The following is a 24,059-nucleotide window of genomic DNA, read 5'->3' on the forward strand; positions in this document are numbered from 1 at the left end:
GGCCCTCCCCGGGGGTCGGCCGCGATCCTACGCCCGTACCAGCCCGGCCGCTTCGGCCGAGGGCGGTACGCCGCTCCCCCGCTTGGCCGCCGGCGGATGCCGGTGGCCGGGGGCGGTGCCAGGGTGAGGCCATGGCCGGCCACGGTGCGGGTGACGGCCGAAGCCCACCCTCACCGCTGGAGGAACCCGTGGCCCGTGGCTCGTCGCGCTCCCTCACCCGCGCACACCGGCGGCGTGCCACGGTCCGGGCCGCGGCGGCCCTGCTGCTGTGCGGGGCGGCGGTTCCGGCCTGTGCCTCCTCCAGCGAGCACCGGCCGGACCGGGCGGCGTCGGAGTCGGCGCGGCAGAGCGCGCTCCAGGCGTCGGCCGCGGCGAAGAGGAAGGCGGGGAAGGAGGCGGCGAAGAAGGCCGAGTCGGCCCGGCTGCTGCCGGGGATGCCGCCCCCGCTGGACCCGCGTGACCTCTACGCGGCCGACCGGCCGGGGAAGCTGTCCCGGACGGTGAAGGACTATCCGTCGCGGGTGTACGTGCCCAATACGCTCTCGGACACGGTGAGCGTCATCGATCCGAAGAAGTTCAAGGTCGTCCGCACGGTCCAGGTGGGCCACCAGCCGCAGCACGTGGTGCCCTCGTGGGATCTGAAGACGCTGTGGGTCAACAACGACCTGGGGAACACCCTCACCCCCATCAATCCCGCCAACGGCCGGGTGGGGCGCCCGGTGGACGTCCACGACCCGTACAACCTCTACTTCACCCCGGACGGGAAGTACGCCGTGGTGATGGCCTCCATGGACCGGGCGCTGGTCTTCCGGGACGCGCACACCATGAAGGTGGTCAAGTCGGTGCCGGTGGACTGCTACGGCGTGAACCACGCGGACTTCTCACCGGACGGGCGCTACTTCATCGTCTCGTGCGAGTTCTCCGGTGAGCTGCTGAAGGTGGACACGGCGAAGAAGAAGGTGATCGCCAAGCAGCGGCTGCCGATCGCCGGGGCGATGCCGCAGGACGTCAAGATCTCGCCCAACGGCAAGACCTGGTACATCGCCGACATGGTGGCGAACGGCCTGTGGGTGCTCAACGGCGACACCTTCGGCAAACCGCGGCTGCTGCCCACCGGAAAGGGCACGCACGGCCTCTACGTCAGCCGCGACTCCGGCTCCATGTACATCTCCAACCGCGGCGAGGGCACCATCTCGGTGCTGTCCTTCAAGAGCGGCAAGCTAGTGCGACGGTGGCGGCTCCCCGGCGGCGGCAGCCCCGACATGGGCGGGCTGTCCACCGACGGCAAGGTGCTGTGGCTCTCGGGCCGCTACAACGCCGAGGTCTACGCGATCGACACCCGCACCGGCCGGCTGCGCGCCCGGATCCCGGTCGGCGGCGGCCCGCACGGGCTCGCGGTCTACCCCCAGCCCGGCCGCTACTCCCTCGGCCACACCGGAATCTTCCGCTGAGGCGGTGTTCCCGCGGATGCCCGCCCGGACCCGTGACCATCTGCATAGCCTGCCTATATAGAGGCATGATATAAAACTAGATGTGGAATACACACAGCAGTCCGGTGCCCGGGAATCCGACGCCCCCGCCACCCGTGAGGAGGTCGCGGAGGCGCTGGAGCAGCTGGCGTTCCTCGCGGTGCGCCATCTGACCAACCGGGACATCAGCTTCACCGCGGCCTCGACCCTCGGCCGGCTCAGCCGGGAGGGCCCGTCCCGCCTCACGGCCCTGGCCGCCGACGAGGGCGTCACCCAGCCCTCGATGACCCAGCTCATCCAGCGACTGGAGCGGCAGGGTCTGGTGACCCGGGTCGACGATCCGCACGACGGACGGGTGGTCCTGGTGGCGATCACCGACGCCGGGCGGGAGCTGCTCGCCGAGCGGCGCCGCGGCCGTACGAACCGGCTCGCCGAACTGCTGGCCACCCTCTCCCCCGAGGACGAACAGGCACTCGCCGACGCCGTCCGCGCCGCCGCCCCCGCCTTCCAGCGGCTGGTCGAGAACGCGGCACGGGCGCGGAAGTCCCCGGGAAACACCGCTTCCTGATCAACCGGCACCCTGCCGCGCCACGGCTCGCCATGTCGTCACGGCTCGGGCCCTGAACGACGGAGCATCATTTGTCCGCTCATCCCAGCGCCCCCAACCCCTTCAAGCAGCCGAAGGCCGTATGGGCGGTCGCCTTCGCCTGTGTGATCTCCTTCATGGGCATCGGCCTCGTGGATCCGATCCTGCCCTCCCTCTCCGCCAAGCTGCACGCCACGCCCAGCCAGGTGTCGCTGCTGTTCACCAGCTATCTGGTGGTCACCGCCGTCGCCATGCTGGTCACCGGGTTCGTCTCCAGCCGTATCGGCGCCAAGCGCACCCTGGTGGCCGGTCTGGTGCTCATCGTGATCTTCAGCGCGGCGGCCGGGGCCTCCGGCAGCATCGACGGGATCGTCGGCTTCCGCGCCGGATGGGGGCTGGGCAACGCCCTCTTCATCGCCACCTCGCTGGCCGTCATCGTGGGCTCGGCCAGCGGTGGCTTCGCCGGCGCGATCATCCTCTACGAGACCGCGCTGGGCATCGGCATCGCGATCGGGCCGCTGCTGGGCGGCGAGCTCGGCGCGATCAGCTGGCGCGGGCCGTTCTTCGGGGTGGCGGTCCTGATGGCCATCGCGCTGATCGCGACCATCGTGCTGGTCCAGCCCACCCCGACCCCGGCGCGCCGGGCCTCGATCGCCGACCCGCTCAAGGCGCTGCGCCACCGCGGGCTGCTCATCATGGGGCTGACCGCGCTCTGCTACAACTGGGGCTTCTTCACGGTGCTGGGCTACGCCCCGTTCCCGATGGACCTGGGCACCCATGAGCTCGGCTATGTCTTCACCGGCTGGGGTGTGCTCGTCGCCCTCTTCTCGGTCTTCGGCGCTCCCTGGCTCCAGGCACGGCTCGGCATAGCCCGCTCCCTGTATCTGAATCTGGCGCTGTTCGCCCTGGACATCCTCGTCATCGGTCTCTTCACCGACTCCAAGACGACGCTGATCGTGGCGGTGATCGTGGCCGGCGCCTTCATCGGGATCAACAACACCATCACCACCCAGGCGGTGATGACCGTCGCCCCCGTCGAACGGCCCGTCGCCTCCGCCTCCTACGGTTTCGTCCGCTTCATCGGCGGCGGTCTGGCCCCGTACGCGGCGGGGAAGATCGCCGAGCACAGCGGTGTGCATCTGCCCTTCTACATCGGGGCCGCGGCGGTCGCGCTGGGTATCGGCGTCCTGGCCACCGGGCACTCGCTGCTCGCCGAGGCCGAGCGCGTCCAGGCGGCGGAGGCGGCCGGACACACCCCGGCCGAGGAGCGGCGCGAGACGCTAGAGAAGCAGGCGCTGGCCGAGGAGCTCGGCTCGGCGGGCTGACACGGGCCGGGGCCCCGGCGGGCCCCGGCCGTCCCCGCTCAGATCCGCCAGGGGCCTCAGATCCGCCAGGAGCGGATGTGGCTGGCCGCGTCGAAGACATCGGACTTGCCCGAGAGGATGTCGCGGACCAGGTCGATCAGCGCCCCGTACGGCGGGTCGATGCCCTCGCCGGAGGCGTGCATATAGGCGACCGCGGTCGCGGCGGCGAACCGCGCGTTGCTCGCCGGAAGCGGCCTGAGCAGCGCGATGGTGTGCAGCAGGGCCGCGGCCCGCCACGCCGAGTCGGGATCGACGCCCAGGCGCGGCGGTTCGACGCGGTGGCGGGCGACGGCCGCGACCAGACCCGAGAAGTCCGAGATGGCCGGCTGTTCCGGCATGACCTCCTCATGGCGCTGCAGCAGCCAGGGGACGTCGATATGCAGCAGCGAGGCCATGGTCAGGCGGCCTGCCCGGGCTGGCGGTGCTCATCGTCGGGGAACGCGTCCGCGAAGGCGTCGGCGTTGTCCGCGAAGAACCGCCGGAAGACCTCGGCACCCTCCTGCAGAGCACGGTGACGCGCGATGTCGGCCACGGTCGCCTCGCGGACGAGGGCTTTCATGGTGGTACCGCGCTCCTTGGCGATCTGCCGGAGATCCTCCAGTTCCCGATCGCTGAATTCCACGTTGAGAGCTGACATGGGGACACCCTACTCACGAGGTACCCCGTCAGCAATCGCCGCAGCTCAGATCATGTTTTTGTAGGTACTTGACAAACCTTTCCAGCCATCAGGGACGGCTGCGGCCGGGGACGGGACGGCCGTCGGGCCCGACCCGGACGAACGGCTCGCGCACCTCCCGGTCCGTCAGGCTCCGGTACGCGGCGGGGCGGCGGAAGGCGTCTCCCCAGGCCTCCCGGCGCCGGTAGTCGCGCAGCGCCTCGAGGTCGAAGACCGCCGGATAGACCCCCTCGGCCTCACCCGCCTCCACCACCAGGGTGTCCCGCGACCGCCCGTCCACGAAGGCGACACCGTCGTGGGCGACGGAGTGGCCCCAGCCGGGCCCGGCGTAGTTGGCCATGGCCATGCCGGTCATGTTCTCCACCGCGCGGGAGCGGAACTGGGAGAGCCGGTTGATCTCCAGCTCGCAGGCGTTCGGGGTGAGGACGATCTCCGCCCCGGCGAGCATCAGGGCGCGGGCGCTCTCCGGGAACTCGCGGTCGTAACAGATCATCGCCCCGGTCATCACCTCGCCCACCGCCGTGTCCAGGGCGCACACCTCGAACCCCTCCCCCGGGGTCAGACCGGCCTCGGGCAGGTCGAAGGCGCAGGTGTGCACCTTGGCGTAGGTCAGCACCAGGCGGCCGTGCCGGTCGATGAGGGAGAGGGTGTTGCGCGGCGGGCCGTCCCAGCGCTCCAGATAGGTGAGCGCGATGGCCATCTCCAGCTCGGCGGCCAGTTCGCGGAAGCGGGTGACGAAGGGCGAGTCACGGGTGATGGGCTCGCCGAGCCAGACGGGTTCGGGCCACGGCCCGGCCGGAGCGCGGGCGCCGTCCCACCGCGACGGATGGCGGTAGACCTCGCCGCGGGCGGAGCCTTCCGGGACGTCGCAGCTGTAGCCGTTGCTCCACATCTCGGGGAAGAGCGCGATGTCGGCGCCGAGCGCCCGCGCCCGGCGGCAGGCCGCCTCGCCGAGGGCGAGGTTCACCGGCAGATCGGGCCCCGGCGGGGCGAGTTGGAGCAGGGCGACGGTGAGGGTGGTCATGGCGGATGCCTCCTTCGGTACCTGATGGCGTGCGGGCGATGCGAAGGAGGTGTCCCGGTGGACCCCGGGGGCGGGGCGGGTGTCAAAGCATGCCGCCACGCTACCCGCGCCCGCGGTGGGTTCGCGAGGGGCCGTCGCCTCCGGATCCCGGCGGCGGGAAGCGGGTAGAGCTGCCGGTACGGCGTGATCGCCGAAGGGACCGGCCACAAGGAATGGGGTATGCGGTGAGGATCGAGTCGGCCGAGGTCGTCGTCACCAGTCCGGGACGCAATTTCACCACCCTGCGCATCGTCACCGAGGACGGTCTCACGGGTCTGGGGGACGCCACGCTCAACGGCCGTGAGCTGGCCGTCGCCTCGTATCTGCGGGACCACGTGGTGCCCTTGCTGCTCGACCGGGACGCCTCGCGCATCGAGGACACCTGGCAGTATCTGTACCGCGGCGCGTACTGGCGGCGGGGGCCGGTGACCATGGCCGCCATCGCGGCCGTCGACACCGCGCTGTGGGACATCAAGGCCAAGGCGGCCGGGATGCCGCTGTACCAGTTGCTGGGCGGGGCGTCGCGCAGCGGGGCGCTGGCCTACGGGCACGCCTCCGGCCGGGACGTCCCCGAGCTGCTCGACTCCATCCGCGCCCATCTGGAGCAGGGCTATCGCGCGATCCGCGTCCAGACCGGCATCCCGGGGCTGGCCTCGGTCTACGGCGTGGCCTCCGCCAGCGCGGGCGGCGGGGAGCGCTACGACTACGAACCCGCGCGCCGGGGGTCGGGGCCGCGGGTGCTGCCCGCCGAGGAGAGCTGGGACACCCGGGCCTATCTGCGTCATCTGCCGACCGTGTTCGAGGCCGTCCGGGCGGAGTTCGGCCCGGAGCTGCCGCTGCTGCACGACGGCCACCACCGGATGACACCGATCCAGGCGGCCCGGCTCGGCAAGGCGCTGGAGCCGTACGACCTGTTCTGGCTGGAGGACGCCACACCCGGCGAGGACCAGGCCGCGCTGCGGCTCATCCGGCAGCACACCACCACCCCCCTGGCCATCGGCGAGGTCTTCAACCACGTCCACGACTACACCACCCTGCTGAGCGAGCGGCTGATCGACTACGTGCGCTCGGCGGTGACCCACACCGGCGGGGTCACCGCCATGCGCAAACTGCTGGACCTGGCCGCGGTCTACGGGATCAAGTCCGGTATGCACGGTCCGACCGACATCTCCCCCGTGGGCATGGCCGCGGCGCTCCACCTGGATCTGGCCGTCCACAACTTCGGCATACAGGAGTACATGCCGCACACCGCCGACACGCTGGAGGTCTTCCGCACCTCCTTCCGCTTCGAGGACGGGCTGCTGCACCCCTCCGACACCCCGGGCCTGGGCGTCGAGCTGGACCCGGAGACCGCCGGGCGGTTCCCGTACCAGCCCGCGTATCTGCCGGTGAACCGGCTGGCGGACGGCACGGTGCACGACTGGTGAACGGAGGTACGGTGAGCCGCGTCGCCGTAAGTGAGAAGAGGGAGCATGGAGCAGCGTGAGTTCGGCCGGCTCGGCCGACAGGTCTCGGTCGTGGGTCTGGGCACCTGGCAGCTGGGCGCGGACTGGGGCGAGGTCGGCGAGAACGACGCCCTGACCGTGCTGGACACGGCCGTCGAAGCGGGCGTGACGTTCTTCGACACCGCCGATGTGTACGGGGACGGGCGCAGCGAGCAGCTCATCGGGCGGTACCTGAAGTCGCGCCCGGACGCCGGGATCTTCGTGGCCACCAAGATGGGGCGGCGGCTGCCGCAGCTCGCGGAGAACTACACGCTGGACAACTTCCGTGCGTGGACCGACCGCTCGCGGGCCAATCTGGGCGTGGACACCCTGGATCTGGTCCAGCTGCACTGCCCGCCGTCCTCGGTGCACTCCTCGGCCGCGGTCTTCGACGCGCTGGACACGCTGGTGGCCGAGGAGCGGGTGGCGGCGTACGGGGTGAGCGTCGAGACATGTGCGGAGGCGCTGGCGGCGATAGCGCGTCCGGGCACGGCGAGTGTGCAGATCATCCTCAACCCGTTCCGGCTCAAGCCGCTGGAGGAGGTGGTCCCGGCGGCGCGGGAGGCCGGTGTGGGGATCATCGCGCGGGTGCCGCTGGCGTCCGGTCTGCTGTCGGGGAAGTACACCAAGGACACCGTCTTCGCCGAGAACGACCACCGCACCTTCAACCGGCACGGCGAGATGTTCGACCAGGGCGAGACGTTCTCCGGCGTCGGCTTCGAGGAGGGCGTCGAGGCGGCGGTGGAGTTCGCCGGGCTGGCCCCGCGGGGAGCCACCCCCGCGCAGACGGCGCTGCGGTGGATCGTCCAGCAGCCGGGCGTGACCTCGGTCATCCCGGGGGCGCGTTCGCCCGAGCAGGCTCGGGCGAACGCGGACGCGGCGGGGCTGCCCCCGCTGCCGGGCGCCGCGCTGGAGGCCGTCGGCGACCTGTACGACCGGCGGATCCGGGCCCAGGTGCACCATCGCTGGTGACGGTGGCACGCGGGGCTCAGAAACCGGCGTCCGCCGCCCATCGCGCGAGTTCGCGCTGGGCGGCGGCGCGCTGCTCCGCCGAGGGGGCGGCGGTGCCATCGGCGATCAGCGCGTAGTGCAGGGTGCCGGTGGACTCGTCGGCCGGGGCGGAGAGCACCAGCCGGTTCCCGCCGTTGTCGCCGGGCTCCGCCGCGGTGGCGACGGGGTGGTCGGCGGTGTGGCCGTGTGCGGTGTACGCGGGCGGGCCGGTGAGGGTGCCCAGATCGGAGACGACGGTGGTCCGGGCGGGGTCGAAGTCGCGGGGCAGCCGGAGTTCGGTGGGCGCGTCGGTGGCGCCGCCGGAGCGCCACACCAGCATGCCGTAGCGGCCGGAGCCGGTGACCTTGGCGACGTTCGGCAGACTGCCGGGGATGCGGTCCCAGCTGAGCGTGGTGGAGCCGTCACGTGAGCGGTCCTCGAAGGTGAAGGCGAGGGTGCGGCCCGCGACGGCTCGTGGATAGACGCGGTCGAGCAGCCGGGCGTCCTGGCGCGGCGCGGCGGCGCCGGAGTCATCGAGGCGCACGGCCGAGAGGTCCTCGTCGTTCCAGGCGTCGCCCTCGGTGAGGATCTTCCCGGCGTTGCCGTTCATGGCCTCGTGGTGGCGGCCGTTGTAGATGTCCCACTGCCACTGGGTGGAGGAGAGCACGGCGCCGGACGCGGCCGGCCGGGTCCACCAGCTGGCGCCGGGGAGGCGGGAGTCCAGCGCCTGGTACATGCCCTTGACCACGGTGGGGGCCTTGTCGGAGGTGAAGCCGGCCAGCGGATGGCCGAACTCGCTCATGACGGCGGGCAGGTCCAGGGCGGTGGAGCGGTCGCGCAGGGCGCCGAAGTCGCCCGCGTACTGGCCGTCGGCCGCCTTGCCGGGCATGAAGATCCCGGAGATGGCCTTCTGGTCGTAGTAGTGGGTGTTGAAGACGTAGTCGGGGCCGGGCTTTCCGGCGTCGAGGAGTCCGCCCTCCTGGCGCTGGAAGTCCAGGTTGGAGTTCCAGAACATATTGGGTTCCACGAACGCGGGCTTGTCCTGCCAGCCCGCGGCGTCCATACGGGCGCGGAACTTCTCGTAGAAGGGCCACAGCACGCTCTTCTCCCAGGTGCGGCTGTTCTGGCCGTCGTCGTACGCGCCCGCGTACGGCTCGTTGAGCGGGTCGAAGCCGACGACGCGGGTGAACTGGTCGTCGGTGAGCTGCCGGGCGAGGTAGGTCATGGTCTTCTCGGCGGTGGCCAGGAAGGCGTCCTGGACGCGGACGGTGCCCGCGCCGGTGGTCAGTTCGCGGTTGCGCCAGAAGTCGCGGGTGGAGTTCATGACCGCCTGGTTCTGGGTGATGTTCTGGCCCCAGTGGAAGCAGATGCCGCAGGACTCCTTGGGGTAGCCGCCCGCGTCGATGACCCATTTCGGGGCGCCGTCGCCGCTGTACCAGCTGTCCTTGTCAAAGAGATGGCGGGAGTAGAGGTCCTGGTGGAAGTCGGGGAAGACCCGGATTCCGGCGTCGAGGAACGCCTTCATCTGCGCGGTGGCCTTCTCCAGATAGCCGGTGTCCACCTGGCCGGGCTCGGGCTCGGCATGGGCCCAGGACAGCAGGAACCGCACCGCGTTGGCGCCGGTCAGGTGGCGCATGGCGGCGGCGGACTTCCTCGCGTCGGCGGTGGTGGCGAACGGGAGCCCGCCGTTCTCCTCCAGTTTGGTCTCGCCGGACACGTTGAAACCGCGCAGCACGACCTCGCGGCCGTGGCCGTCGGCGAACCGGGTGCCGTTCACGGCCACCTGGTCCGCCGCCCGGCCGTCGAACCAGGGCGCCTCGGCCGCGGCCGCCGGAGTGCCCGGGGCCGCGGCCGCCGCCAGCAGCAGGACGGCCGCCCCGAGCAGCCGGGTGCGACCCGGTCGGGGGCGGCCGATCCGTATCCCTCGTGTCTCATGAGTCGGCATGGACCTACCGTCCAGTAAACCTGAGGGATCGTCAACTGCTCACGCTCGAAGAGCAGTTCGGCGCTCGGGCGATGTGGTTACCGCTGGAAACCGTGCCCCAGGGACGCGCCTGCCTCCGGCGCCCCGAGGGAGTCCGGTCCGAAGGAGACGACACCGTTCGTGGTCAGGCCGCTCGCCTGGCCGCGCAGCACCCAGGCCGCACCGCTGGTGGACTGGGCGCCGTCCTCGTCGGGCGCGCCCACGGCCAGGTCATCCTTGCCGTCGCCGTCGGTGTCGGCGAGCCCGGTCGCCATGGCGAAGTGGTCGCCCGCCTCCGCGACACCGGGGACACCGGCGGTGTCCTGGGTGAACGCCTGGGCGCCGGTGCCGGACAGCCCGCCCCGGCCGCCGTAGAGCTGGACGACGCTGCCCGCCTCCTTGACCGAGTCCAGGCCCTCGTACGGAATGCCGACGGCGATGTCCGCGTAGCCGTCGCCGTTGACGTCGCCGGAGCTCAGCGAGTAGCCGAACTGGTCGCCGTCCTCATTGACGCCGGGAACGCCCGCGGTGTTCTGGTCGATGGTCGTGGTGCGGGTGGTGCTCGGCCCCGACGCGGTGCCGTAGAGGACCTTGAGCGTGCCGTGGTCGTACGGCAGGTTCTCGATGACGTCACCGGGGACGGTGCGCACGACCAGATCGCCGTGGCCGTCCTTGTCCACGTCGGCGATGGTGGCGGAGGCGGCGTCGGTGAGGTCGGCGGCCTTCTGCGACAGGCCCTTGTCGTCGCCCTTGAAGAACAGGCTGGACTGGGACATCTCCTCGAAGGCGTGGGTGGAGACGAGGTCGTCCTTGCCGTCACCGGTGATGTCGCCCGCGGTCAGACTCGTCGGCGCGTCGAACCGGCCGGTGTCGGAGAAGGAGCTGCCCGCGTCCTTGCCGTCCCGGGTGAACGGGCCGAGCCGGACGCGCACTCCGGTCTTCTCGTCGTCCGGGCCCTCGCCGGTGGTGACGACGTCGGCCAGGTCGGCGTGGCCGTCACCGTTGAAGTCACCGCCCGCGATGACGCTGTCGCCCCAGTGGTCGCCGTTGCCGGCGGGCAGCTGGGTGCCGCCGGTCAGCCCGTTCGGCGAGCCCCACAGGACCGTGAGGGCCGGGGACTTGCCGGTCTGGACCGCCAGATCGGTGTAGCCGTCGCCGTCCAGGTCGCGGGCGACGGTGTGGGCCCCGAAGTACGCCGACGCGGCGGGGTCGCCGGGGACGCCTTCGGTCGCCTGGCTGACGACCTGGCGGTGGGCGGTGTCCGCGCCGGAGGCGGAGCCGTAGACGACGGCGACATAGCCGGCCTTGGCCTTGCCGCCCACCGCGCCGGTGGGGGCGGAGACGGCCAGGTCGGCGCGTCCGTCCTTGTTGAAGTCGACCTTCGGGGCGGCGGCCGCGGCCGGGCGGGCCTCGGCGGCGCCCGCGGAGGGTACGGCGAGTAAGGCGGGGGTGGTCACAAGTGCGGCCACCGTCGCGCAGCGCACGACGGTGGTGAGAGAACGGGGGCGCACACTTCCTCCTGCTCGTTGATGAGCGTTTACCTCATGTACACCCACCAGGACACCTGACGCCGCCTCAGGGTTGCGCTGCCGATTCCCAGGATTTCCCTAGTCCGCCTCGTTCACATAGCGGAGCACGCCCATCATGTGCGTCTCGTCGATCTCCTCCTCGGGCGTCGCCACGCACTCGGCCAGCCGTTTGGTGAGGGTGCCGGCGTCGATCCCGGTGCCGATCATCACCAGCTGGGTGGTGCGGGGCTCACCGCGCTCCCAGGGCGAGAGCTGGAAGCGGAGGTACGAGCCGACCGTGTGCAGCCCGAACTTCCGCTCCCGGCCCGCGCCCGCGAAGTGGAGGAACCCCTTGGCGCGGTAGAGGCCCACCGGGCGGCTGTCGAGGAAGTCCATGAGCCGGCGCGGATGGAGCGGCTCGGCCGCGGAGAACTCCACGCTCTCGTAGGCGGCGTGGAGGTGGTCGCCGTGGTCCTGGCCGTGGCCGCGGGTGTCGTCCCCGCATCCGGCGCCGGATGCCTCGTCGGCCCATACGTCGGCGAACGAGAGCTGCCGGAAGCCTTCCCCGGCGGTCTCGCGGGGCCGGTGGTCGAAGAGGAGAGCGGGGTCCACGCGCCCGTGCGCGGCGGTCACGACCGGCACCCCGGGGGCGATCTCCTGGAGGGTCTCCAGGAGATCCCGCCGCTCGTCCTCGGCGACGCGGTCGGTCTTGTTGAGCACGACGATGTCCGCGGCGCGGACATGGCGGTCGAGCTCGGGGTGGCGGACGCGGGTGTCCGGGAACTCCGCGGCGTCCACGACCTCCACCAGGCCGCCGTAGACGATCCGCTCATTGCTGCTGGACAGCAGCGCGCGGATCATGCTCTGCGGTTCGGCGAGGCCGCTGGCCTCGATCACCACGACGTCGATGCGCAGCTCGGGATCGGTGAGCCGCTCCAGCATCTCGTCCATCTCGGAGGCGTCCGCCGCACAGCACAGACAGCCGTTCTCGATCGGGATCATCGAATCGACCTGCCCGGCGACGGCCAGGGCGTCGATGTTGATCGACCCGAAGTCATTGACGATGACGCCGATCCGGGTGTCCGCGCTGTCCCGCATCAGATGGTTGAGCATGGTCGTCTTGCCGGAGCCCAGAAAACCCGTGACGAGAATGACCGGAATCCGTTGTGTGGCCAAGGCTGTGTCTCCGTGCGGCGGTTCGTGGCGGTCTCGGGTGACCGCTCATGCTATCCGGCCGCGGGCCGGGCCGATCCCCGGCCCGCGGACCGTCAGCGAACCCCGTCAGGGAATCTCGATGCCCGCCTCGGCCGAGAGCCGGTCGATCTCGGCCAGCTCGGCGTCGCTGAAGCCGGGCGAGTCCAGCACCGCGACGTTCTGCTCCAGCTGGGCGACGCTGCTCGCGCCGATCAGCACCGAGACCACCCGGGGATCCCGCAGCACCCATGCGAGCGCCAGCTGGGCGAGGGTCTGGCCGCGCCCCTCCGCGAGCTTGTTGAGGGCGTGCAGCAGGGCCAGCCGCTCCTCGGTGAGCGTCTCGCGCTTGAGGAAGTGGCCGAGCGCCATGCGCGAATCGGCGGGCACCCCGTGCAGATAGCGGTCGGTGAGCTGCCCCTGCGCCAGCGGCGAGAAGGCGATGACCCCGGCGCCCGCCTCGGCGGACGCCTGGAGCACCCCGCCCTCGACCCCGCGGTTGAGGATCGAGTACGGGTACTGGTTGATCAGGTACGGGGTGCGCAGCTCCTTCAGGATCGCGGCGGCCTCGGCGATCGCCTCCGGCGGGTAGTTGGAGATGCCCGCGTACAGCGCCTTGCCCTGGCGCACCGCGCTGTCGAGGGCGACCATCGTCTCCTCGATCGGGGTGTCCGGGTCGAAGCGGTGGGAGTAGAAGACATCGACGTAGTCCAGCCCCATCCGGGACAGCGACTGGTCGAGGCTGGCGAGGACGTACTTGCGCGAACCCCACTCGCCGTACGGCCCCGGCCACATGAGGTGTCCCGCCTTGGTGGCGATGAAGAGCTCATCGCGGTAGGGGCGGAAGTCCTGGGCGAAGACCGAGCCGAAGTTGCTCTCGGCGCTGCCGGGCGGCGGACCGTAGTTGTTGGCCAGGTCGATATGGGTGACGCCCAGGTCGAAGGCGCGGCGCAGCACCGCGCGCTGGGTTTCCAGGGGATGGGTGTCGCCGAAGTTGTGCCACAGGCCGAGCGAGACCTTCGGAAGCAGCACACCGCTGCGGCCGCAGCGCTGGTACTGCATGGAGTCGTAGCGGTTCCCGGCGGCGAGGTGGACCATGCGTCGTCCTTGTCCGTACGGTGCGGTTGGGAGCGGACGGGCCGTGGGGACGGCCCGCCCGCCTGAGCTTGTCAGCTTTGGGCCAAAGTGGCGACCTCATTAGCGCTGAGTGTCCTGCCGTACACACGGACGTCGTCGAACGCGGCCTTGAGATACGGGTCCGGGTACTGCGACTTGCCGAGATACCCGGCGCGGATGTGGTTGCCGAAGTGGACGGGCTCGACGGTGACGGCGGTGTTGCGCCCCACCTCGCGCCCGCCGGCGTAGAGGACGGCGGTGCCGCTGCCGTAGGCGACGGCCACATGGACCCACTGGCCGGTGGGCAGCGGGGCGGCCTCGATGCGCTGCTCGGCCCCGCCGCCGCCCGCGGTGATGGCGAAGCGCAGCTTTCCGGAGTCGGCCACCGGGGTGAGGAACATATTGGCGGTGACACCCGTGCCGATGTCGAAGATCCGGGTCCAGGTGGCGGGGGTGCCGTCCAGCCGGACCCAGGTGGCCAGGGTGTAGGCACGGGCGCCGGCCAGGAGGTCGTCGGCGAGGACGACATGGCCGTCCGTGCCGTTCAGGGCGACCGCGCCACCGGTCCTGCCCGCCGTCCAGGAGGCGCCGCCGACGAGCCGGGCGGTCTTCTCCCGGCCGGTGGCGTCGGCCGCGGTGGTGCCGGAGGTCTCGTCGAAGCGGTGCCAGGCGGCGAAGGCGGGCGGCGGGGTGGGCGGCTGCCCGGTCAGCCAGTACACGTTGTAGTGCTGGTGGTGGACGCGGGCGACCGGCAGCAGGGTCACGCTCTCCCCACTGGCCGTGGCGCTGAACCGCAGCGGGCTGGTGGCCGTCTGGGACACGGATCCGGTGTCCAGGCGCGGCATGGTCATCCCGGTGCGGCCGCCGTACGCACCGGCGAGCACCACGGGCCCGTAGAGCACGGCCTGGACGTCGGGGTCGTCGGGGGTGGGGTCGAACGTCAGCTTCATCGGCAGGGTGACCTCGACCCGGTCGCCGGTCTTCCACTGGCGGTCGATGATCAGCCAGCTGCCGGGGGCCGGCCGGTCGGCGAGGGCGGTGCCGTTGAGCGTGGCGCGGGCCCCGGCCGCCCAGGAGGGGATGCGGACGCGCAGCTCGAGGGAGGCCGCGCCGGAGGTGACGGTGAGGGTGGTGGTCTGCTGGTCGGGGAAGCCGGTGGTCTGGCGCCAGCTGATGCCCTTGTCCTGCCAGCGCAGCTCGGAGGGGATGAAGAGGTTCACCAGCAGGCTGCGGTCGGCGTGGGTGTAGATGGTGTCCGCGAACTTGGCCTGGGTCTCCATGCCGCTGCCGTGGTCGCAGGAGAAGTTGTCGTAGTCGGTGGAGTACTGGTTGGGGTCGGTGCCCATGAAGGACGGCTGCTGTTTGAAGGAGCCGGGGGCGAGGCCCGTGTAGTAGATGTTGAAGCCGTGGGCCGAGTCCGGGTCCTGCTCCCCCAGCATCTGGTTGAGCAGGGTGCGCTCGTAGTAGTCGAGCAGGTCCACGCGCTCCGGTGCGTGGAAGTGGATCAGCCGGGTGAGCTTGAGCATGTTGTACGAGTTGCAGTTCTCGCAGCAGTTGTCCGAGAGCTGGGCGGCGATGGCGTCGGGCTCGTGGAACGCCTCCCCGTTGCTGTTTCCGCCGATGACGTAGGTGTGGTGAGCGGTGACGATCTTCCAGAAGTTCTCGCCGATGGTGCGGTAGCGGCTGTCGAGCCCCTCCTCCCACAGCCGCATGGCGCCGACCATCTTGGGGATCTGGGTGTTGGCGTGCAGCCCGGCCAGCTGGTCCTCGTTGCGGGCCAGCGGGTCGAAGACGCGGGCGTGGGTGAAGCGCTCGGCCACCTTCAGCCAGCGGCTGTCGCCGGTGATGGCGTGCAGATCGGCGAGGACGTCGTTCATGCCGCCGAACTCGGTCTGCAGCACCCGCTGCATCTGGTCGTAGCTGAGCTTGCCGGTGCGGGTGTCGACCCAGGCGGCCTGGCGCTTCACGGTCTCCAGGGCCTCGGCGTTGCCCGCGAGCCGGTACTGGTCGACGAGCCCGGCCATGATCTTGTGGATGGTGTAGTACGGCGCCCACACCCCGGTACCGGCCTCCAGCCGGTCGAAGAAGCTCTCGGGGAACGCCGAGAGATAGCCCTGGCCGTAGCCCGCGGCCGGGGACTTGGCCTGGCAGGCGGCGAGCGCCGAGACCAGCTTGCGGCCCTTGTCGAGCAGGGCGGTGTCGCCGGTGCCCGCGTAGCCGAGGGCCAGCCCGGACAGCAGGTGGCCGGTGCTGTGGCCGCGCAGTTCCGTGCTGGGGCTCTCCCAGCCGCCGCAGGGCTGGGCACTGCTGGGGAGGCCGACATTGAGGCGGAAGGTGTGCAGCAGCCGGTCGATGTCGACGAAGCGCAGATAGGCGGTGTTGCGGGACTGGTTGTCCTTGAAGGCGCCGGGGAGCAGGGTCACGGCGGTGAGCGGGAAGGGCTGGGCACTGGTCAGCGCCTTGGGTTCGCGGCGGGTCGCGGCCGGGGTGGCGCCGGGGGCCGCCGCCGCGGCGGTGGATCCGGCGGCGGCGGTGAGCGCCACGGCCGCGGCCCCGGCGGCCGTGGTGGCGATGAAGTGCCGTCTGTCGACTGGTTCGCTCATGACTTCCCTCACTGAGGTTCGAAATTACGAACAATGTCCGACATCGTGTGCACCGTGAAGGTACCGGCCCTCCCGGGGACGTCAACAGCCCCCGGGCACCGGGGCTCGGGCACCGGCGGTGCGGGGTCGGTCAGCCGCGCCGCCACTGCTGGTTGGCGCCGCCGGTGCAGTTCCACTGGAGGAGCGCGGCCTTGTCCGCCGTGGACTCGTCCGCGACATCCAGGCACTTGCCGCTGGAGCGGGCGGTGAACCGGACGTAGCCGTCACCGGTGTCGGTGGCCCGCCACTGCTGGTTCGCCCCCGTGCCACAGGCCGACTGGACCACGGCGGCGCCGTCGGCGGTGGAGCCGCCCGCCACCGTCAGACACTGCGAGCTGTGCCGGGCGACCAGCTGGACCTGGCCACCGCCCATGTCCCTGGACCAGAACAGCTGATTGCCACCGCCGTTGCAGGCGTACTGGACGGCCGCGGCGCCATCGGTCTGCGAGCCGGAGACGATGTCGGCGCATTTGCCGCTGTGCCGCGCCATGAGCGTGGTGTACGGACCGCCGGAGCCGGTCACCGTGCCCGCCGCCGTGTCGATGGTGAGCTGCGGATACCAGTCCATGGTCAGGGTGGTGGCGGTGGGGAAGGCCAGCGGCAGCCAGACGTAGCGCGAGTCGTTGACGGTGCCGCCGAAGGAATTCCCCCAGCGGTCGCCCAGATAGAGGTACGAGGTGGTGCCGCTGCCCTGCACCGGCAGGACGTACGCGGTCTGCGAGCCGTAGGCGGTGGCGTCGCCCACGTTGCGCATCGCGCTCCAGGGGCCCGCCAGGCTGGTGGCGGTGGCGTACTGCTGCTGGTTGGGGTTCCAGCCGGTGGCGCCGGAGGTCAGCATGAAGTACACGTTCCCGCGCTTGAAGAGTGCCGGTGCCTCGCGGTGGCCGCCGGGCCAGGGGTTGGCCACCAGGCTCGCCACCCCGGTGTAGTCGTCGGTCAGCCGGTAGATGTGCAGGTCGTAGTTGTCCCGGGCGGCCGAGACCATGTATCCGGTGCCGTCGCCGTCCTGGAAGAGGGTGATGTCCCGGGACATGTGCCGGCCCAGCGGGCGGAAGCTGCCCCGCCAGGTGTAGTCGCCGTCGATGGTGGCGGAGGTGGCGACGGCCGCGCGCGCCTCGCTGTAGTCGCTGCCGTTCTCCTTGTGCATCCACATCACGTACTGCCCGGTCCGCGCGTTGTAGAGCACCTTCGGCCGCTCGATGTTGGCGGACGCCAGCTCGGGGTCGGTGGCCTCGGTCAGGACATGGCGGCGGAACTCCCATGTCTTCAGGTCCGTGGAGCGGTACGCGGAGACATAGCGGAAGGTGTTGTCGGCGTTGCGGTTCTCACCGAACCAGTAGAAGTACCCGCCGGACTTGATGACTCCCCCGCCGTGGGCGTGCACCACCTCGCCCGATGTGGTGGTGAACTGTGTGCCGTTGGCGACGGTGACCGGGGCGGCCTGCGCCGCGCCTGCTCCCGCCAACGGGGCGAGCAGCCCGAGGACGGCGGCCACGACGAGGGTCCACAGATGTGCCCTGGGACGTCCACGCATCACACGGCCTCCTTCAGGACGGTGAAGTGGCGGGCGAATCCGGTGAGTCCGGGCAGTTCCCGGATCGGGGTCCAGGTCCGGAAGCCGTCGAGGCTGTCGCTGTAGTAGTACTTCTGCTCGGTGTAGCCGTCGAAGTAGATCCGCCAGCCGCCGTTGTCCAGGCGCACCAGCGCGGGACCCTCGCGCCAGCTGCCCCAGCCCGCCCAGTCGCCGGTGCCGCGGAAGGTGTACGGCCCGCCGAGGCTGCCGGCCGTGGCGTGCTCGATGTACTTGGTCGTCTCCTGCTTGGTGAAGGCGTGGTACTGCCCGGCGTGGCGGACCACGAAGGTGTCGATGTAGTTGGCGGTGTCCAGGCCCTTCAGCGGTGTGGGCGTGGTCCAGGACGACAGCGAGGCGTTGGTGGCGGTGAGCAGATGCGGCCGGAAGATGTAGTCGGGTGTGGAGCTGGTGTCCAGCGACACGATGATGTGGACGCCGCCGTCGTCGTCCACGAAGAACTCGGGCGCCCAGGTGCGCTCGAGACCGGCCACCGGGAGGGTGTGATCGCGGACGAAGGTCCAGTTGACGCGGTCGCGGCTGCGCGCGAAGCCGATGGTGTTCCCGGTCCAGTTGGTCGTGTGGACGATGTAGTAGTAGCCGTCGGTGTGCTTGATGACGCTGGGGTCGCGGATCAGCCCGGACGGCGGGGTGTAGGCGGGTCCCTTCAGCAGGGTGTACGTGGTCGCGTCGGACGACTGGTAGACGTACATGTTCGACTCGCTGCTGTTGGTGAACGCCGTCATGGTGAAGCGGGTGGCGGCCGTGGTGTCCCGCGCGGGCGCGTCGGCCACGGGCACACCGAAGTCCGGGGTGCCATCGGCCTTCCAGCCGAGCGCCTGGACGCGGGTGTGCCGGTTGGGGTCGTTCAGCGGGTCACCGGTGATGTCCTTGTACTGGCGGGCGTGGTAGACGAGGAGGTCGGTGCGGCCGTCCTCGGCGACGGTGAAGGAGTTGTGGCCGGGCCCGTACTGCTTGGTGGTGTCATTGCTGGTGAAGACCGGCCGCGGGCTCTTCTTCCAGGACGACGCGGCGAGCAGGTCGCTGCCGGCGGAGGCGGTCAGCAGCCCCATGCAGTAGTTGGCGTCGGTGGCACTGGCGGAGTAGGTGAGGAAGACCCGGCCGTTCCGCTGGAGGACCGAGGGGCCCTCGTTGACCTTGAAGCCACGGGTCTCCCAGTCGTACGTGGGCCGGGAGATCTCCACCTGGGGCCCGGTGATGGTCCACGGATTGGCCATCCGGGCGAGGTAGATGCTCGAGTTGTTGCCGACGTCCGGGTTGCTCTGGGCCCAGACGAGATAGCGGATGCCCTGGTGGGTGAAGGTGGAGGCGTCGAGGGAGAAGGAGTCGACGGGCGTGACGATGCGGCCCTTCTCGGTCCAGGTCCCGGCCAAGGGGTTGGGGCTCGCGTTCTCCAGCACCCACATCCGGATCTTCCAGACGTCGTCGGCGGGCGCCGAGGCGAAGTAGACGTACCACTTGCCGTCGATGAAGTGGATTTCCGGGGCCCATATGTGGGCGCCCATGTCGCCGCTGGTGTGCTTCCTCCAGATCACCGACTCGGCGGCGGTGGCCAGCCCGCCGATGGTCCTGGAGCGCCGCAGGACGATCCGGTCGTACTCCGGGGCGGTGGCCGTGAAGTAGTAGTAGCCATCCGTGTGCTTGAGGATGTGCGGATCGGCGCGCCGGCGCACCAGCGGATTGGCGTACCCGGGGGCCTTGGCGGCCTCTTGCGGCGCGGCGGGGGTGGCGGGGGTGGCGGCCCGCGCGATGCCGGGCGTTCCGGCGGCCGCCCCCAGGACGAGGGCACCCATCACCACGCGTCTGCGGCTGGGCTGGTGCTCTGCACTGCGGCTCATACGGTTCTCTCCTGCTCTGGCGGACGATGCGCCTGACACCGGACGGGCGTGCTGCCGTCTATCGGACGGGCTCGATGCCGGTCTGCGTCGGGCGGATCTTCTGGATGGTGCCGTCGGGGTCGAACCGCATCCGGTCGATGGCGACTTCGCGATGGGTGCCGTCGCCGCCGGGGCGGGCGAAGCGGTGGTAGACGATGTACCACTCGTCGCGGCCCGGGACCTGGATGACGGAGTTGTGGCCGGTGCCGAGGATCTGATCGCCGGGGTCCTTGGCCAGGACCGGGTTGCCCGCCGCCTTGGTGAAGGGGCCGAGCGGTGAGTCGGAGACTCCGTAGGCCACCCGGTAGTCCGGGCTGCGGGTGTCGTCCTCCGACCACATCGCGTAGTAGCGGCCCGCGCGCTTGAAGACCGTCGGGGCCTCGTTGTAGCCGGGCGGAGTGATCTTCACCGGCTGGGTGGCGAAGGAGACCATGTCGTCGTTCAGCCGGGCCGCTTCGAAGGCGCCCTGCCCGAAGTAGAGGTACGGGGTGCCGTCGTCGTCGATGAAGGCGTCGGGGTCGATGGACTGATGGCCGAACTGCCCCTTGGCGACCAGCGGTTTGCCGAGGGCGTCGGTGAACGGCCCCTTGGGGCTGGAGGATTTGGCGACGCCGATGGACTGGCAGGCGCTGAAGTACATCCAGTAGGTGTCGCCCTTCTTCACCACCGAGGGGGCCCAGGCGTTCTCGTGGCACCAGGAGACATCGGCGAGGTCGAGGGCGGGGCCGTGGTCGGTCCAGTGGACGAGGTCGGGTGAGGAGAAGCCGTTGAAGCGGGTGCCGCTCCAGCCGGGGTGGCCGTCCTCGGTGGGATAGATCCAGTACCGCCCCTCGGCGTACATCACATCGGGGTCGGCGTGGTAGCCGGGCAGCGCGGGGTTGGCGTCGCCGGGCCGCACTGTGGCGGTCTCCCGGATCACGGTGCCGTGGCGTACCACCCCCGACAGACCGGGCAGCTCCCGTTTGGGCGTCCAGTGCTCCAGGTCGGGGCTGTCGCTGTAGTAGTACTTCTTGACGGTGTAGCCGTCCATGAACATGCGATAGCCGCCGCCGGGCAGGGCGACGATCGTCTGGCCCTCCAGCAGACTGCCCCATCCCGCCCAGTCGCCCTTGCCGGTAAAGCGGTACGGGCCGGTGACGCGGTCGGCGACGGCGTGCTCGATGAGTTCGCCCGTGGCGTTCTTGGTGAACGCGTGATACGTGGCGCCCTTACGGACCACGAAGGTGTCGATGTAGCCGTTGTAGTCGCTCTCGCTCGGCGAGATGCCCTCGAGCGGCTGGGGCTCGCTCCACTTGGCGAGGGTGTCGTCGAGGGCGGTGAGGACGTAGGGCTGGAAGTGCCGGTAGGCGGTGGGCCCGGTGGACAGCGAGACGACGATGCGGACCTTGCCGTCGGGCGCGTCGGTGAAGAACTCCGGTGCCCAGGTGTTGTTGGCGGCCACGCCGTGGTCGATGTCGGCGAGATGGGTCCAGGTGCGGCGGTCGTCGCTCACGGCGAGGCCGAAGGTGGTGCCGGTCCATCCGGTGGTGTACGCGACGTAGTAGCGGCCGCCGCGGTGGATGACGCTGGGGTCGCGGACGAGGCCGGAGGGCGGGGTGTACGCCTTGTCCTGGATCGACCAGAAGTTCCGCGCGTCGTCGGACCCGTAGACGTACATATTGCTCTCGCCGCTGTTCGTGAAGGCGGTGAACAGATAGCGGGAGACCGTGGTGGACCGCTGCACGGCGCGTCCGCTCCCGTCGCTCCGGTGGTGCTCCGCGGCGTGCACACGGTTCGCGGTGAGGGGGACCACGAGAGCGAGGGCGGCGAGCAGCGCGAGCAGCACCGCCGGCGCTCTCCAGGGTCGGGTGCGGGTGGCATGCGGGGGCATCAGAGGGCTCCTGCGATCCGAAGTGATCGAATTTGTTCGGAGATTAAGGGTTCTGATGACTTCCGACAGCCCCTGGAGAGGGTGCGAAAGTTTCGAAAACCATGGAGCCCTGGCGGACGCGCGATGAAGTGGTGGGGTGAGGGGGCGGGTTCGCGGCGCGGTGACGGGAACGGTTCGACAACGCGGTGACGGGGTGACGCGGTGACGGGGTGACGGGGTGACGGGGCGGATCAGACGAAGGTCTGGCGCTGCAGCCAGAGGTCCCTGGCGGTCCCGCTGCCCTGGATGAAGACGTAGAGCAGGTTCTCCTCGTTGAGGATGGGGACGCCGATGCCCGCGGAGCCGATGACCCCGCCCAGGGACTGGAAGCCGCTGTATACCGTGGAGTTCTCCGTGTTCTGCACGGCGACCCACAGGGCGTTGTCGGTGGCCTTGATGAACACGTTGATCCGGCCGTCCTGCGCCAGGGCGCAGGTGGGCCGCCAGACGATCTGCGCGCCGAGGCTCACGGGGGCGCCGAACGTGTCGTAGTCGTCGCTCTGTCCGACCCGCCGGACGGACCCGTCGGAACCCCGGTAGAAGATCTGCACCCGTCCCGCCGCGTCCAGGCACACCGATGGGCGGCTGGTCACATTGGTGGCATTTTGGGAGAACATCTCCCAGACGGTGGAGTTCTCGGTCTGCTGCTGGATGGTGTAGAGGGTCTCGCCCGAGCCCTTGACCGCCACCACCAGCCGCCCTCCCCCGTCGAGGATGGGCGAGGGCGTGGCGAAGATGGCACCGCCCAGCGATGTCGCGGAGGTGTAGGTCTCGTACTGCAGATCCTGGTTGCGGATGTACCACAGGGCGTTGTCGGTGCCGGGGAAGAACACATAGATGCCGCCGTCGGCGCCGAGTGCCGCGGCCGGGTCGTCACCGAGGCCGGTGACCAGGGTCTGGGGCGGTCCGTACCCGGAGTTGATGGAGGTCTGGGTGATGACCTCCAGATTGTTGCCCGGGGTGCGGTAGAAGACCCGGACCTTTCCGTCCTTGCCCCGGATCGGTGCCGGGATGCCGTCGACGGACACGCCCGGGTACTGCTGCCACGGCCCCCAACTGCCGTCGCGGGCCTCCACCCTGCTCCACAGGACGTTCGACCCGCCCCGGATGAAGACCTGCACCCGGTCATCGGCGAATGCGACCGGGGCGGGCTCGGAGTGGATGCCGCCCTGAAGATTGATCCAGGTGCCCCAGACGGTGCCGGGAGTGGTGGAAACGACCATGAGAGGACCTCCCTCTGCTCGCGAGGCCTCGTGAGGCCACGAGAGTGCGCGGATACACCGTCAATTCCCGGGGCAAGCATGGCGGATACCCGAAGAAGGCAAGATGTATGGATATGACCGACTCATTGCCATGAGAGGTTGATATCGGATTGGGCGCGCCCGCTTGCTTCGGGAATTCGTCGCGCGAGAGGAGCGATACTGATCGCAAGCTCGGCGGCCCCCATCGCCCTTCGCCCCTTCGCCAGTTGACCTTCCCCCTTGGGGAAGCCCGAGCATCGTGGTCGCCGGGCGAGGTGCCCGGCGACGAGGAGGGCGAGCATGGGGCTGCTGACCATCGGTGCGTTCGCGAGGGCCTCGCGGCTGTCCCCCAAGGCGCTCCGCCTGTACGACGAGCTCGGACTGCTGCCGCCCGCCCGCGTCGATCCGTACTCCGGCTACCGCCTCTACGATCCGGCCCAGCTGGAGCGGGCCCGTCTGGTGGCGTGGCTGAGGCGGCTCGGCATGCCGCTGGCCGACATCCGGGCGGTGTGCGAGCTGGAGCCGGAGGCGGCGGCGCGGGAGGTGCGCGCCTACTGGGCGCGGGTCGAGGCCGACACCGCCGCCCGGAGGGATCTGGCCGCCTTCCTCGTCGACCATCTTTCGGGGAAGGACACCACGATGTCTTCTGACCACACCGCCCTGGGGATCCGCTACGCCGTGCTCTCCGACACCGGCTCGGTCCGGGAGAGCAATGAAGACACCGGTTACGCCGGTCCGCGTCTGCTCGCCGTGGCCGACGGCTTCGGGGGCGGACGGCACGCCGGCGAGGCGGCGATCGAGGCACTCAAACCGCTGGACGCGGGCGTCCCGGGCGCAGAGCTGCTCAGCGCCCTGGAGGAGGCGGCGCACCGGGCCCATGAGTCGGTCTCCGCGCTGGCCGCCTCCGACCCCGCGCTGCGGGATGTCGGCACGACGCTCACCGCGATGGTGTGGTCGGGCTCCCGGCTGGGGCTGGTCCACATCGGCGACTCGCGCGCCTATCTGCTGCGCGACGGTGAGCTCTTCCAGATCACCCATGACCACACGGTGGTCCAGTCGCTGATCGACGAGGGGCGGATCACCCTCGAGGAGGCCGCCTCGCACCCCCAGCGGGCACTGCTGCTGCGCGCCGTGGGCGCCGGTTCGGCGTTCGAGCCGGACTTCGCCCTGCGGGACGCCCGCGCCGAGGACCGCTATCTGCTGTGCTCGGACGGGCTGACGGGGGTCGTGCCCACCGAGGAGATCCAGCGCGTGCTCGGCTCGGAGGACGACCCGGGCAGGGCCGTACGGGAGCTGGTCGCCCTCGCCATCCACGCGGGCGGGCCCGACAACGTCACCTGTGTGGTGGCCCATGTGGCCGAACAGGCGGTGCTGACCTCGGCGTAAGCC

The 24,059-nt window shown here is 70.5% G+C and carries 18 protein-coding genes; 6 read left to right on the forward strand and 12 right to left on the reverse strand.

The features are described 5' to 3' along the window. Positions 1–131 precede the first annotated feature (131 nt). From JK364_RS02925 to JK364_RS02935, 3 genes are all read left to right on the forward strand, one after another. Entirely contained in the window at positions 132–1,451 is a 1,320-nt protein-coding gene (locus tag JK364_RS02925; protein ID WP_230991279.1) for a YncE family protein, read from the forward strand. Positions 1,452–1,533: 82 nt separating this feature from the next. Next, on the forward strand, positions 1,534–2,037 hold the full coding sequence (locus JK364_RS02930; protein WP_201847164.1) for a MarR family winged helix-turn-helix transcriptional regulator: 504 nt from the start codon (positions 1,534–1,536) through the stop codon (positions 2,035–2,037). Positions 2,038–2,108: 71 nt separating this feature from the next. Continuing rightward, positions 2,109–3,380, forward strand: a complete 1,272-nt coding sequence (locus JK364_RS02935) for an MFS transporter (RefSeq protein WP_201847166.1) — start codon at positions 2,109–2,111, stop codon at positions 3,378–3,380. A gap of 56 nt (positions 3,381–3,436) precedes the next feature. Here JK364_RS02935 and JK364_RS02940 read toward each other — a convergent pair whose 3' ends face one another. The 3 genes from JK364_RS02940 to JK364_RS02950 form a co-directional block, all read right to left on the reverse strand. Next, positions 3,437–3,814, reverse strand: coding sequence for a toxin Doc (locus tag JK364_RS02940; protein ID WP_201847167.1), 378 nt, complete (start codon positions 3,812–3,814; stop codon positions 3,437–3,439). A gap of 2 nt (positions 3,815–3,816) precedes the next feature. Beyond that, complete coding sequence (locus tag JK364_RS02945; protein WP_020865818.1) at positions 3,817–4,056, reverse strand: hypothetical protein; 240 nt, start codon at positions 4,054–4,056, stop codon at positions 3,817–3,819. 88 nt (positions 4,057–4,144) lie between these two features. Then, positions 4,145–5,119, reverse strand: a complete 975-nt coding sequence (locus JK364_RS02950) for a carbon-nitrogen hydrolase family protein (RefSeq protein ID WP_201847169.1) — start codon at positions 5,117–5,119, stop codon at positions 4,145–4,147. Between the two features lie 224 nt (positions 5,120–5,343). On the opposite strand from JK364_RS02950, the gene manD reads away from it, so the two are divergent. Continuing rightward, positions 5,344–6,585, forward strand: a complete 1,242-nt coding sequence (gene manD / locus JK364_RS02955; protein ID WP_201847172.1) for a D-mannonate dehydratase ManD — start codon at positions 5,344–5,346, stop codon at positions 6,583–6,585. Positions 6,586–6,630: 45 nt separating this feature from the next. Continuing rightward, positions 6,631–7,614, forward strand: a complete 984-nt coding sequence (locus JK364_RS02960; RefSeq protein WP_201847174.1) for an aldo/keto reductase — start codon at positions 6,631–6,633, stop codon at positions 7,612–7,614. 16 nt (positions 7,615–7,630) lie between these two features. Here JK364_RS02960 and JK364_RS02965 read toward each other — a convergent pair whose 3' ends face one another. The 9 genes from JK364_RS02965 to JK364_RS03005 form a co-directional block, all read right to left on the reverse strand. After that, positions 7,631–9,577, reverse strand: a complete 1,947-nt coding sequence (locus JK364_RS02965) for a cellulase family glycosylhydrolase (protein ID WP_201847176.1) — start codon at positions 9,575–9,577, stop codon at positions 7,631–7,633. A 77-nt stretch (positions 9,578–9,654) separates the two neighbouring features. Then, positions 9,655–11,106, reverse strand: coding sequence for an FG-GAP and VCBS repeat-containing protein (locus tag JK364_RS02970; RefSeq protein WP_201847178.1), 1,452 nt, complete (start codon positions 11,104–11,106; stop codon positions 9,655–9,657). A gap of 96 nt (positions 11,107–11,202) precedes the next feature. After that, entirely contained in the window at positions 11,203–12,279 is a 1,077-nt protein-coding gene (locus JK364_RS02975) for a CobW family GTP-binding protein (protein WP_201847179.1), read from the reverse strand. Positions 12,280–12,384: 105 nt separating this feature from the next. Beyond that, the gene (locus JK364_RS02980; RefSeq protein WP_201847181.1) at positions 12,385–13,392 is read right to left on the reverse strand and encodes an aldo/keto reductase; all 1,008 of its coding nucleotides are present in this window, start codon (positions 13,390–13,392) and stop codon (positions 12,385–12,387) included. A gap of 71 nt (positions 13,393–13,463) precedes the next feature. Next, positions 13,464–16,013: a glycoside hydrolase family 127 protein gene (locus JK364_RS02985; protein WP_201847183.1), complete on the reverse strand. Its 2,550-nt coding sequence runs from the start codon at positions 16,011–16,013 to the stop codon at positions 13,464–13,466. Between the two features lie 130 nt (positions 16,014–16,143). Beyond that, positions 16,144–17,586, reverse strand: a complete 1,443-nt coding sequence (locus JK364_RS02990; protein ID WP_201847185.1) for an RICIN domain-containing protein — start codon at positions 17,584–17,586, stop codon at positions 16,144–16,146. Further along, a complete protein-coding gene (locus JK364_RS57470; protein ID WP_201847187.1) occupies positions 17,586–19,481 on the reverse strand; it encodes a family 43 glycosylhydrolase in 1,896 nt (631 codons plus the stop codon). The genes JK364_RS02990 and JK364_RS57470 overlap by 1 nt, the downstream gene beginning before the upstream one ends. A gap of 58 nt (positions 19,482–19,539) precedes the next feature. Then, positions 19,540–21,390 carry a family 43 glycosylhydrolase gene (locus JK364_RS03000; protein WP_201847190.1) on the reverse strand — a complete coding sequence of 617 codons (1,851 nt, stop codon included), beginning with the start codon at positions 21,388–21,390 and terminating at the stop codon, positions 19,540–19,542. Between the two features lie 230 nt (positions 21,391–21,620). After that, positions 21,621–22,652: a DUF8189 domain-containing protein gene (locus JK364_RS03005; protein ID WP_201847192.1), complete on the reverse strand. Its 1,032-nt coding sequence runs from the start codon at positions 22,650–22,652 to the stop codon at positions 21,621–21,623. 318 nt (positions 22,653–22,970) lie between these two features. On the opposite strand from JK364_RS03005, the gene JK364_RS03010 reads away from it, so the two are divergent. After that, on the forward strand, positions 22,971–24,056 hold the full coding sequence (locus JK364_RS03010; protein ID WP_201847194.1) for a MerR family transcriptional regulator: 1,086 nt from the start codon (positions 22,971–22,973) through the stop codon (positions 24,054–24,056). Positions 24,057–24,059: the final 3 nt, after the last annotated feature.

It is taken from the genome of Streptomyces endocoffeicus (assembly GCF_016741935.1).
GTDB lineage: Bacteria > Actinomycetota > Actinomycetes > Streptomycetales > Streptomycetaceae > Streptomyces > Streptomyces endocoffeicus.

Excerpts from the sequence above, each read along its gene's own strand:
- JK364_RS03010 (WP_201847194.1), top strand. The coding sequence starts at position 22,971 with ATGGGGCTGCTGACCATCGGTGCGTTCGCGAGGGCCTCGCGGCTGTCC.
- JK364_RS02965 (WP_201847176.1), bottom strand. The coding sequence starts at position 9,577 with ATGCCGACTCATGAGACACGAGGGATACGGATCGGCCGCCCCCGACCG.
- JK364_RS02985 (WP_201847183.1), bottom strand. The coding sequence starts at position 16,013 with ATGAGCGAACCAGTCGACAGACGGCACTTCATCGCCACCACGGCCGCC.
- JK364_RS03005 (WP_201847192.1), bottom strand. The coding sequence starts at position 22,652 with ATGGTCGTTTCCACCACTCCCGGCACCGTCTGGGGCACCTGGATCAAT.
- JK364_RS02990 (WP_201847185.1), bottom strand. The coding sequence starts at position 17,586 with ATGCGTGGACGTCCCAGGGCACATCTGTGGACCCTCGTCGTGGCCGCC.
- JK364_RS57470 (WP_201847187.1), bottom strand. The coding sequence starts at position 19,481 with ATGAGCCGCAGTGCAGAGCACCAGCCCAGCCGCAGACGCGTGGTGATG.
- JK364_RS02950 (WP_201847169.1), bottom strand. The coding sequence starts at position 5,119 with ATGACCACCCTCACCGTCGCCCTGCTCCAACTCGCCCCGCCGGGGCCC.
- JK364_RS03000 (WP_201847190.1), bottom strand. The coding sequence starts at position 21,390 with ATGCCCCCGCATGCCACCCGCACCCGACCCTGGAGAGCGCCGGCGGTG.
- JK364_RS02945 (WP_020865818.1), bottom strand. The coding sequence starts at position 4,056 with ATGTCAGCTCTCAACGTGGAATTCAGCGATCGGGAACTGGAGGATCTC.
- JK364_RS02940 (WP_201847167.1), bottom strand. The coding sequence starts at position 3,814 with ATGGCCTCGCTGCTGCATATCGACGTCCCCTGGCTGCTGCAGCGCCAT.
- JK364_RS02980 (WP_201847181.1), bottom strand. The coding sequence starts at position 13,392 with ATGGTCCACCTCGCCGCCGGGAACCGCTACGACTCCATGCAGTACCAG.
- JK364_RS02960 (WP_201847174.1), top strand. The coding sequence starts at position 6,631 with ATGGAGCAGCGTGAGTTCGGCCGGCTCGGCCGACAGGTCTCGGTCGTG.
- JK364_RS02925 (WP_230991279.1), top strand. The coding sequence starts at position 132 with ATGGCCGGCCACGGTGCGGGTGACGGCCGAAGCCCACCCTCACCGCTG.